The 10,472-nt window shown below is 74.0% G+C and carries 5 protein-coding genes; all 5 read right to left on the bottom strand.

The window, feature by feature from the left end; genetic code table 11:
* On the bottom strand, positions 1–545 hold a 545-nt coding region (locus ABT232_RS24125), incomplete at its 3' end, for a beta-ketoacyl synthase N-terminal-like domain-containing protein (RefSeq protein ID WP_351843232.1).
* Positions 546–565: 20 nt separating this feature from the next.
* Positions 566–7,531, bottom strand: a complete 6,966-nt coding sequence (locus ABT232_RS24120; protein ID WP_351843230.1) for an SDR family NAD(P)-dependent oxidoreductase — start codon at positions 7,529–7,531, stop codon at positions 566–568.
* 80 nt (positions 7,532–7,611) lie between these two features.
* Positions 7,612–8,526: a thioesterase domain-containing protein gene (locus ABT232_RS24115; protein ID WP_351843228.1), complete on the bottom strand. Its 915-nt coding sequence runs from the start codon at positions 8,524–8,526 to the stop codon at positions 7,612–7,614.
* Positions 8,513–8,776 carry an acyl carrier protein gene (locus tag ABT232_RS24110; protein ID WP_351843226.1) on the bottom strand — a complete coding sequence of 88 codons (264 nt, stop codon included), beginning with the start codon at positions 8,774–8,776 and terminating at the stop codon, positions 8,513–8,515. The genes ABT232_RS24115 and ABT232_RS24110 overlap by 14 nt, the downstream gene beginning before the upstream one ends.
* A gap of 16 nt (positions 8,777–8,792) precedes the next feature.
* The gene (locus ABT232_RS24105) at positions 8,793–10,121 is read right to left on the bottom strand and encodes an NAD(P)/FAD-dependent oxidoreductase (protein WP_351843224.1); all 1,329 of its coding nucleotides are present in this window, start codon (positions 10,119–10,121) and stop codon (positions 8,793–8,795) included.
* Positions 10,122–10,472 lie beyond the last annotated feature (351 nt).

The raw sequence follows: 10,472 nt of genomic DNA, 5'->3' as shown, positions 1-10,472 counted from the left end.
CCCCGGTGCGCGGTGTCCGCGGCCGGGCTGCCGTCCTCCGTCATGGACGGCAGCCCGGCCGTGGGGAAGCCGGCCGCCGCCAGGCCCTCGGTCACGGCGGCGTCCCACAGCTTCCCCGCGGTCCGGCCGGAGGCCGGGGTGGGGAACGGGTAGTTCCCGAACACCACCCCGGTCCTCCGGCCTTCGGCCCCGCCGGACGCGGCAGCGGGGGATGCACCCGCGTCGGCCAGGGCGTCGTGGGCCGTCCGGAGCGCCCAGTGGAACGAGCGGTCCAGTCCGGCGAGCAGGTCGTCGGGCAGTGCGCAGCCCTCGGGTACGGCGACGTCGGCCTCGGTGCCGAGGAAGCCGCCGCGGGTGCAGTAGATGCGGTGCCGGTCGCGGTCGGCCGGCGGGCCGGGCTCCGGTGCGTGCGGGTCGTGTCCGAAGATCCGCTCGCCGCCCTCGGTGCGGGAGTCGACCGCGTCCATCAGGTTGCGCCAGTAGGCGTCGGGCGTCGCCGCTCCGGGGAACAGGCAGGACAGGCCGACGATCGCGTAGGAGCCCATGGGATCCGCCTTCGGGGTTGTCAGACCGTCACCGGGGCGACGGAGCCGCCCTGCTGCCGGAACCGGCTCTCCAGTTCGGCGTCCTCCACGGCCGCCACGTCCTCCAGTACGGCGAGCACCCGGCCGTCGGGGTCGGTGGCGGTCACCGTGCAGGTGATGCCGGTCCGGCCGGCCCGGACGTCCTCGACGGCGATGAGGAAGTCCGTGTCGGAGGGCAGCGGGGCGAACAGCCGGGCCCGGCCGATCTCCATGGGCAGGCAGGCCCGTCCGCGCTGTTCGCGCACCCACACCAGGACGGCCTGGAGCAGCAGGTCGGCGAGGACGGGGCTGTGCAGCCGGGTGTGGTGGCCGCGGTGCGCGGCCCGGTCGTCGGCGAGCCGGGCCCGGACCAGCAGCCGCTGCCCGTCGGCGGCGAGGACGGTGCGCAGGCCGCGCAGCGAGGGGCCGTGGAAGAGCGTGCCGTCGCGGTAGAGGCGGGCGGCGTCCCGGCCTGGCCCGGCGGTGCGGGCGAGCGCGGCGAGGTCGGTGCGGTCGGCCGGGGCGGCGCCGCTGCCTGCGCTGCCGCTGCCTGCGCTGCCGCTGCCTGCGCTGCCGGTCTCCGCGGTGCCGAGGCGGACGCTGTAGGCGGGCCGGCCGCGGCCGGCGGCGTCGACGGCGGAGGCGAGCACCTCGGTCTCCGCCGTCCCGGCGACCGGTTCCAGGGACAGCCGCAGCCGCTGCGGGGCCTCGGTGTCGGGCTCGCCCCAGGTGATGCCCTTGAACACCTTGAACCCGCTCGCCCCGGTCACCTCGCGGCCGGTGGCCGTCTCCACGGCGTGCGCGAGCAGGCCGAGCGCGGCGGTGGCGGGCAGCACCCGGCGGTCGCCGAGGGCGTGGTCGGCGAGCAGCGGCCCGGCGGCGACGTCGGCGAGGGTGCGGTCCACGACGAGCGGGGCGGCGGTGCGGGTGTCCGGCGGGGCGGACAGCGGGGTGAGCGGTCCGGTGACGACGACCGTGTCGTGGGCGTGGGCCGCCGTGAACTGCTCGGCGAACATCCCGGCCCCGGTCGCGACCGGCACCAGGGCGACGCCGCGCGAGGCGAACATCTCCCGCAGGTCGTCGGAGACCATTCCGCCGTCCCAGGCACCCCAGTTCATCGCGGTCACCCGCGCGGAGGGCAGCTCCCGCTTCAGCCGGGCGGCGATCCGGTTCAGTGCCTCGTTGGCCATCGCGTAGTCGGACTGGCCCCGGTTGCCGAAGAACCCGGCGACCGAGGAGAACAGCACCACGTGCCGCAGTTCGGCGATGCCGCGCAGCACGTCGAGGACGTTGCCGAGGCCGAGCAGCTTGGTGGCCAGCACCCGGCGGATCTCCTCCGGCGTCTTCTGCGCGATCAGCCGGTCGGCGAGCACTCCGGCGCCGTGCACCACACCGGTGACGCGTCCGGCGTACGGCGTCAGCTCGCGGCGGACGGCCACGGCGTCCGTGATGTCCACGGCCAGGTACTCCACGCGGGCGCCGGTGGCGGCGAGCCGGGCGAGGTTCGCGGCGATCTCACGGGCCGCGGTGATCTCCCGGTACTCCGCCTCCACCGCGCGCGGCAGCGGCTTCTGCCCGCCCTGCGCCATCCGGCGGGCGATCAGTCCGCGCAGCGCGGGCCCCTCCTGTCCCACGGCCCAGTCGGGTTCGGCGGCGGGCCGGCTGCGGCCGAGCAGCAGCAGACCGGCGGGGCGGGCGGCGACCAGCGCGTGCAGGCAGTCCGCGGTGATGCCGCGGGCGCCGCCGGTGACGACGAGCAGGTCGTCGGCGGTGAGTTCCGGTACGGCGGCGGCGCGCGGCGGCGCCGGGTCCGCGGACGGCGCGACGGTACGGCGGCCGGCGGCGTCGTGCGCCACGTCGGCCGGCGTGACCGACAGGTCGCCGATCTCCTCCAGGAAGCGGGCACCGATCGTGGCCGGTGCCAGGTCCGGAGCGAAGTCGACGGTACGGGCGAACAGTTCCGGCGCCTCCACGGCCAGCGTCTTCACCAGTCCGGCGATGCCGCCGAGCAGCGGGGAGCCGTCACCGCCGCCGGTCTGGCCGCCGGCCCCGTCGAGCGAGGTCACGGCCACGAACGCGGCCCGGCCGCCGTCCGCCGCCACCGCCTTCAGCGCGGGCAGGGCGTGCTTGGCCACCAGCAGGCCGTGTTCGAGGCGGCGCAGCGCCTGCGCCCACTCCGGTCCGGCCTCCGCGGCCACCTGGACGACCAGGTCGGCCCGCCCGCTCACCAGCGCCCCGGCCAGCTCGGCCTCCTCCCAGCCCGCCAGCCACCGTACGGCGTCCGCGTCCGGCACTCGGGCGTCGGCGCCGGGCAGCACCACGACCTCGACCCGCCAGCCGTCACCCCGCAGCGCGCCGGCGAGCGGCCGGCTGAGCGGGGAACCGTCGTGCACCAGGACGGCGGTGCGGGCGTCGGCGTAGGCACCGACCAGGACGTGCGGCGGAGGTATCTCCGTGACCTCGGCGTAGGTGCGGCCGATGCCGGGAGCGGTGGGGTAGGTGACGGTGAGCGGCGCCGCGGCACCCGAGCCGGCGGGGGCCGACACGGCGGAGCTGAGGAAGTTCGCGATGTCGTCCAGCGTCCGCAGCTCCGCCAACACCTCCGGATCCACGTCGTCCGACACCGGATACGACTCCTGCAACGCCCCGAGTATCTGGACCCGCTTGATCGAGTCGATGCCGAGATCCGCCTCGACATCCATGCCGGGCTCCAGCATCTCCACCGGATAACCCGTCTTCTCCGCCACCGCACCCATCAACGCCTCCAGCACACCGGAGACGGCAGCGGGCGCAGCGGGAACCTCGGTCGGCTCGGGCTGGGGCTGGGACACCGGGACAGAGGAGGCCAGGAAGTTCGCGATGTCATCCAGCGTCCGCAGCTCCGCCAACACCTCCGGATCGACGTCCTCGGACACCGGATACGACTCCTGCAACGCCCCGAGTATCTGCACCCGCTTGATCGAGTCGATGCCGAGATCCGCCTCGACATCCATGCCGGGCTCCAGCATCTCCACCGGATAACCCGTCTTCTCCGCCACCTCACCCATCAACGCCTCCAGCACACCGGAGACCGGCGCAGCAGCGGGAACGGGAGCAGGAGCGGGCGCGGGCTCGGACACCGGCTCAGCCACCGGCGCCGACACAGTCGAGCTGAGGAAGTTCGCGATGTCGTCCAGCGTCCGCAGCTCCGCCAGCACCTCCGGATCGACGTCCTCGGACACCGGATACGACTCCTGCAACGCCCCGAGTATCTGCACCCGCTTGATCGAGTCGATGCCGAGATCCGCCTCGACATCCATGCCGGGCTCCAGCATCTCCACCGGATAACCCGTCTTCTCCGCCACCGCACCCATCAACGCCTCCAGCACACCAGAGACGGCAGCGGGCGCAGGAGCGGGCGAGGGAGCTGGAGCGGGCGCGGGCTCGGACACCGGCTCAGCCACCGGGGCCGACACAGTCGAGCCGAGGAAGTTCGCGATGTCGTCCAGCGTCCGCAGCTCCGCCAACACCTCCGGATCCACGTCGTCCGACACCGGATACGACTCCTGCAACGCCCCGAGTATCTGCACCCGCTTGATCGAGTCGATGCCGAGATCCGCCTCGACATCCATCCCCGGCTCCAGCATCTCCACCGGATAACCGGTCTTCTCCGCCACCGCCCCCATCAACGCCTCCAGCACACCGGAGACCGGCGCAGAAGCGGGAACGGGAGCAGAAGCGGGAGCAGGAACAGGCACGGGCGCAGCCGGGACTTCCGCCTCCGGCACCGGCACCGGCACCGGCACCGGCTCCGGCGTCGGCACCGGGACCGCCTCCGGTGTCGGCTGCTGCGTCCGCTCCTCACCTCGCAGCGCCTCCAGCAGGAGCCGTGTCGAGCGCTCGTGTGCCGCCCCGATCGCCGCGCCCTGCTCGCGGATGAGCCGGACGGCGGCTTCCGTGTCGGGGTGGGCGCCGGACCGTACGGACTCCTCCAGGGCACGGATCGAGGCGTGCACGGTGTCGGCGTGGGCGGTCAGGATCTCCGCCTGGAGGCCGAGGCCCTCGCGGAGCACGGCCTCGACACCGGTCCCGGGAACCGCCTCGGCAGCGGGCTCCGGCCTGGGCTCCGGCGTGGGCTCCGGCGCGGTGCCGGTCAGCGCGAGCGGCTGGGACAGCGACGCGCGGTAGGCCGTACGGCGGTCCTCGGTGACGTAGTTGATGCCGCGCAGCGGGATGCTCATGCCCTTGCGGGCGGCCTCGGCCGGGCGCGGGGCGACATGGTCGTCGAGGCCGGTCAGCGGCAGGCCGAGCACGGCGAGTTCGACGGCCGCGCGCTTCAGCGACAGTTCGCTGTCCTTGGCGGGGCCGCCGTCCACCGCGAGGGTGACGACGTCGGAGCGGCCTTCGAGGATGCGGTCGACGAGGTCGGTGAGGACGCGCTTGGGGCCGAACTCGACGAAGACGCGGAAGCCGTCGGCGTACATCCGCTCGATGCCGGAGACGAAGTCGACGGGGTGCAGCAGCTGGTCGACGAGGGTGCGCCGGTTGGCGCCGGCGTCGGTGCCGTAGGCGGAGCCGGGCGCGTTGGCGTAGACGGGGATGGCGGGGGTGCCGAGTCCGGTGCGGTCGACGGCCTCGCGGAAGGCGTCCGCGGCGTGGGCGACGAAGCCGGTGTGGAAGGCGGCGGAGACGGGCAGCCGGGTGGCGCCGATGCGGCGGCCGGAGGCGTCGGCGACGAGCCGGTCGATCTCCTCGGTGGGACCGCCGACGACGATCTGGCCGGGCGCGTTGATGTTGCAGATGGCGACGTTGCGGTAGGTCGCGACCAGGCCCTGTACGTCGGTGAGGGAGGCGCGGATGGCGGCCATGGCGCCGGGGTCGAAGTCGGCGGGGGCGTGCTCGGGCGGGGCCATGGCCCGGCCGCGGGCGCGGGCGAGCTGGGCGAACCGGTCGTCGTCGAGGGCGCCGGCCGCCCACAGGGCGGTGAGTTCGCCGAAGCTGTGGCCGATGGCGCCGTCGGGGCGGAAGCCGAGCTCGCGCAGCCAGGTGTACTGGCCGGCGGCGAGGGCGCCGATGGCGGGCTGCGCGTAGTCGGTGCGGCGCAGGGCCGTCTCCTGTTCGCGTCGGGCGGCGTCGCTGAACGCGGGCGGCGGGAAGACGGTGCGGGCCAGGGTGTCGGGGCCCTCGCTGAGCCGGTTGGCGCGGTCGAAGGCGGCGCGCACGGGCGGCAGGGCGAGCGCGGCGCTGCGGCCCATGCCGACGTACTGGCTGCCCTGTCCGGCGAAGACGGCGGCGGCCTTGGTGCCGGCGGGCAGGGCCGTGCGGCGGTAGGTGATGCCCTTGGGGTGCTGCCAGGTGTCGGCGTCGGGGCGGGCGCGCAACAGTTCGGCGGCGGTGGCGCGCAGCTCGTCGAACTCGGCGTCGGTGCGGGCGACGATGCCGACGCGGGCGTGCTGCTCGGGTACGGGGCGCTGGTCGTCGGGGTCGGCGCCGTTCTCCAGGCGGGCGGCCAGCGCCTCGGGTCCGGCGGCGTGCCACAGGCCCCAGCGGACGACCGGGCCGAGCACCTGGGCGTCGGTGCGGGTGCCGTCGTGCTCTTCGAGGACCATGTGGAAGTTGGTGCCGCCGAAGCCGAACGAGGAGACGGCGGCGCGCCGCTTGTCGCGGGCGGGGTCGAGGATCCAGGGGCGGGCCTCGGTGTTGACGTAGAACGGGGTGCGCTCGGGGTCGACGGCGGCGCTCGGGGTCTCGACGTTGATGGTGGGCGGCAGCACCTTCTGGTGCAGGGCGAGGGAGAGCTTGATGAGGCTGGCGGCGCCCGCGGCGGCCTTGGTGTGCCCGATCTGGGACTTGACGCTGCCGATGGCGGCGTAGCCGTGGTCGTCGGTGCCGGCGGAGACCACGGTGGACAGCGCGGACAGTTCGGTGTGGTCGCCGACGGCGGTGCCGGTGCCGTGCGCCTCGAACAGTTCGACGGAGCCGACGGGGACGTCGGCGTCCTCGTAGGCGCGGCGCAGGGCGAGCTGCTGGCCCTCGGCGCGGGGCGCGTAGATGCTCTTGAAGCGGCCGTCGCTGGAGGTCCCGATGCCGCGCAGCACGGCGTAGATCCGGTCGCCGTCGCGTTCGGCGTCGGCGAGCCGCTTGAGGGCGAGCATGCCGATGCCCTCGCCGATCAGCGTGCCGTCGGCGGACTCGTCGAAGGGCCGGATGAGCTGGCTCCTGGAGAACGCCGGGGTCTTGCTGAAGCACATGTACATGAGGATGGTGTTCTCGGCGTCGCAGCCGCCGGTGATCATCAGGTCGGCGCGGCCCTCGATCAGTTCGCTGACGGCGAGCTTGACGGCGGCGAGGGAGCTGGCGCAGGCGGCGTCCACGGTGCAGTTGGTGCCGCCGAGGTCGAAGCGGTTGGCGATGCGTCCGGCGACGACGTTGCCGAGCATGCCGGGGAAGGAGTTCTCCTCCCAGGGGATGTACGCCTTCTTGAACCGTTCGGCGATCTCCTCGGCGTCCTGCTCGCTGAGGCCGGCGCTGCGCACGACCTCCTTGAGCACCGGTGTCTGGAGGCGGGCGGAGAGCGGCTGGGTCAGCGAGTTGGCGCCGGTGACGCCGAGGACGACCCCGGTGCGGGAGGCGTCGTACCAGTCGCCGCGGTCGGTGCCGGCGTCGCGCAGCACGTCGCGGGCGACGGTGAGGGAGAGCAGCTGGAGGATGTCGGTGACCTCCAGGGTGTTCGGCGGCAGGCCGAACTCCATGGGGTTGAAGGCGATCTCCGGGAGGAAGCCGCCGCGCCGCACATAGGTCTTGTCCTCGGCGGCGGGGTCGGGGTCGTAGTAGTCCTCGGGGTTCCAGTGGGACGCGGGGACGTCCTCGATGCAGTCGGCGGCGTCCACGATGTTGTGCCAGAACGCCCGCACGTCGCGCGACTTGGGGAACAGGCCCGCCAACCCGACGATCGCGATCGGGGTCTCGGCCAGACGTGGGTAGCGCACGATGGTCCTCCGATGGTCCTGTGGGGCATGCGTGTCGGGTGCGGCGGGGGGTGCGGGGCAGGGCGCGGTGCGGGGCGCGGTCAGCCGGTCGGGCCGGCGGGCTGCGGTGCCGTGGCGGCCAGGGCGGTGAGCGCGGTGACGGTCTCCGGTTCGCGCAGCATCGTGTAATGGTCGCCGGGTACGGCCAGGTGGCGTGGCGGGCGGCCGCTGAGGCCGCTCCAGCCGAGGTCGGGGCTGGCGGGCAGCAGCGAGCGCTCCGGTTTGACGACGGTGACGGAGCGGTCGAGCGGGTCGGGCAGATAGCCGGCGGTGCAGCGGTTGTTGCGGACCAGTCCGGCGTGGAAGGCGGCGTACAGCTTGCGCAGTCCGGCGGGTTCGGTGCCGGCGGGCAGGACGTCCTGGGCGACGGCCGCGCGCAGCAGGGCGTCGAGGTCGCAGGTGGCGGCGGCGTCGGTGACGAGGCGGCGGCCGCGCCGGGCGCCGAGGTACATCGCGAACCAGTCGAGCAGCAGCGCCGGTTCGAGCGCGTCGTCGGGCCGCTGGAAGGCGGCGACGGGCGCGATGGAGTCGAGAACGACCAGCTCCTGGAGGCTGCCGCCGTGTCCCTCGGCGTCGAGCCGGGCGGCGATCTCGTAGCCGACGACCCCGCCGAAGGACCAGCCGATCAGGGTGAGGGGCCGTTCGGTGAGGCCCCCGGCGGTCAGCGCGGTGTGGCAGCGGGCGGCGAGGGCGCGCACGCCGACCACGGGCGCGGCCGGGTCCAGGGCGGCCGTGACGTACTCGGGGACGGCCCCGAGGTCGAGCAGGTACGGCGCGGTGTCCTCGGGCAGCCGGTCCGCGAGGTCCGCCCACGCCGTGGCCGGGAGGGCGCCGGGGTGGACGGCGACGACCGGCCGGGCCGCCGGGTCCGCCGGGCGCAGCGGCGTCAGCAGCGGCCGGGGCGGCGGCTGCCGGCGGGCCGGCCGGCCGGCGGGGGCGGGTTCAGGCAGCGACATGCCGGTCGCTCTCCTCGGCGATGTGCTCGGACAGGGCGGCGATGGTCGGGTGGTACCAGAGCGCGGTGGCCTCCAGTTCGAAGCCGAGCCACTTCTCCAGCTCGCCCGCGAGGATCAGCGCCTCGGTGGAGTCGAGGTCGAACTCGTCGAAGTAGCGCTCGGGGTCGATCTGCGCCGGCTCCACTGCGAGCCGGACGGCGAGCTTCTCGACCAGCCAGGCCTGGGCCTCTTCGGCGGTGACACGCTGCATGTCGATTCCCCTCAGGTCAGTTCCGTGCGTTCGGTTCGGTGGGCGCCTGCGCGGCGGGTGCGGCCCGCAGCTCGCGGTTGACGGCCTCGGCCGCCATGCGGCCGGAGACGAACCCGGCCTCGTGGGAGCCGATGAGGTCGACGCCGATGCGCGGTGCGTGGAAGTAGGAGCCGGCGAGTTTGATCCGGCCGCCGGGTGCGTTGACGTCGTAGATCGTGCGCTGCATGGCCCGGACGTCGAGGTCGATGACGGGGTGGGTGAACGGCAGTTCGCGCACCACGAGTTCGTCGCGCGGGGTGATCGGCGAGTCGAGGGTGACGAAGTAGTCGTGGCGGGCGGTGAAGCCCTGGAGGGCGTTCATGTAGTAGGCGACCCAGGTGCGGGGCCGGCCGTCCACCGTCTTCAGGCCGTAGTTCCAGCTCTGCCAGCGCTCCCGGCGGGGCGGCATGCAGGCGGGGTCGGTGTGCAGCACGGCGCTGGTGGAGCTGTAGCGGACCCTGCCGAGGATCTCCGCCTGGCGCGGTGTGGGGCGTTCGAGCAGGGCGAGGGTCTGGTCGGCGTGCGCGGCGAGGACGGCGTAGTCGTAGCGCTCCTCGCCGGCGGCGGTGCCGACGACGACCGCGCCGTCCTCCTCGCGGACCCGGGTGACCGGGGAGCCGGTGCGGACGGTGCCGCGCAGGCCCGCGACGATCCGCCGGACGTACTCGATGCTGCCGCCGGCCACCGTCTTCCAGGCGACGGAGCGGCCGCCGAGGCCGCCCGGGTCGTGGGACATGAAGAAGGCGATCACCGTGGTGGCGGGCATCTCCCAGATCAGTTCGGCGGGCACGGACCAGACGGCGGTGGCGAGCAGCACGACGTAGCCGTACTTGAAGGCGTCGCTGTAGCCGCCGCGGTCGAGGTAGTCGCCGAGCGAGAGGTCGGTGCGTCCGCGCAGGAAGTCGCGGGGGGCCTCGCGGTGGAAGCGTTCGGCGTCCCGCCACAGCGGCAGGAAGTCCGCCGGGTAGCGGGCGGCGATCTCGCTCTCGTCGAGCTCGAACTCGGCGGTGCCGTAGTCGAGTCCGCGGTCGAGGTCGAAGAAGTCGAAGCCGCCGGTGTGGTCGAGTGCGGTCACGCCGAGCTTCTCGAAGAACGCGGTGAGGTCGGGGTAGGTGCGGGCGTTGAAGACCACGAAGGCCGTGTCGACGCCGATCGTCCGGCCGTCCTCGTCGACCTCCACGGTGTGGGCGTGACCGCCGGGGCGGTCCTGGCTCTCGTACACGGTGACTTCGACGTCGTCCGGCAGATGATGGGCGGCGGAGAGTCCGGCGATACCGGCTCCGACGACTGCGACGCGGGTGGTCATGGCAGGGCTGCACCTCGGCTCGAACGGTTCTCGACGACGGGAACGGGCACGGTGACGCGACGGCCGGTGCGCAGAGGGCTGATACCTCTGAAGGGGGCGCCCCGCGCTGCTGTTCGAACGCTCGGCGGTTGGCGCAGAAGAACCGTAGGCGCGGCCCGAAAACAGCGTCAATCGCCCCATCGGGAACCTCGCACACCCGATCGAACCCTTCGATCGCCCGGCACGGACCTGTCCGAACCACCGGCCATGCCGACTCCGGGGGACGGCTTGCGGCGCGGTGCGGGGCGGCGCGGTGCGGGGCGGGGCGGCGCGAGGTGAGGGGGCGGTGCGGCGGGCGGGGTGCGGGGTCGC

The sequence above is a fragment of the Streptomyces sp. NPDC001532 genome (assembly GCF_040298625.1).
Lineage (GTDB): Bacteria > Actinomycetota > Actinomycetes > Streptomycetales > Streptomycetaceae > Streptomyces.
The sequence above is the reverse complement of the archived record's forward strand: the minus strand, read 5'-3'. Positions and strand labels throughout refer to the sequence as shown.

Excerpts from the sequence above, each read along its gene's own strand:
- ABT232_RS24115 (WP_351843228.1), bottom strand. The coding sequence starts at position 8,526 with ATGTCGCTGCCTGAACCCGCCCCCGCCGGCCGGCCGGCCCGCCGGCAG.
- ABT232_RS24110 (WP_351843226.1), bottom strand. The coding sequence starts at position 8,776 with ATGCAGCGTGTCACCGCCGAAGAGGCCCAGGCCTGGCTGGTCGAGAAG.
- ABT232_RS24105 (WP_351843224.1), bottom strand. The coding sequence starts at position 10,121 with ATGACCACCCGCGTCGCAGTCGTCGGAGCCGGTATCGCCGGACTCTCC.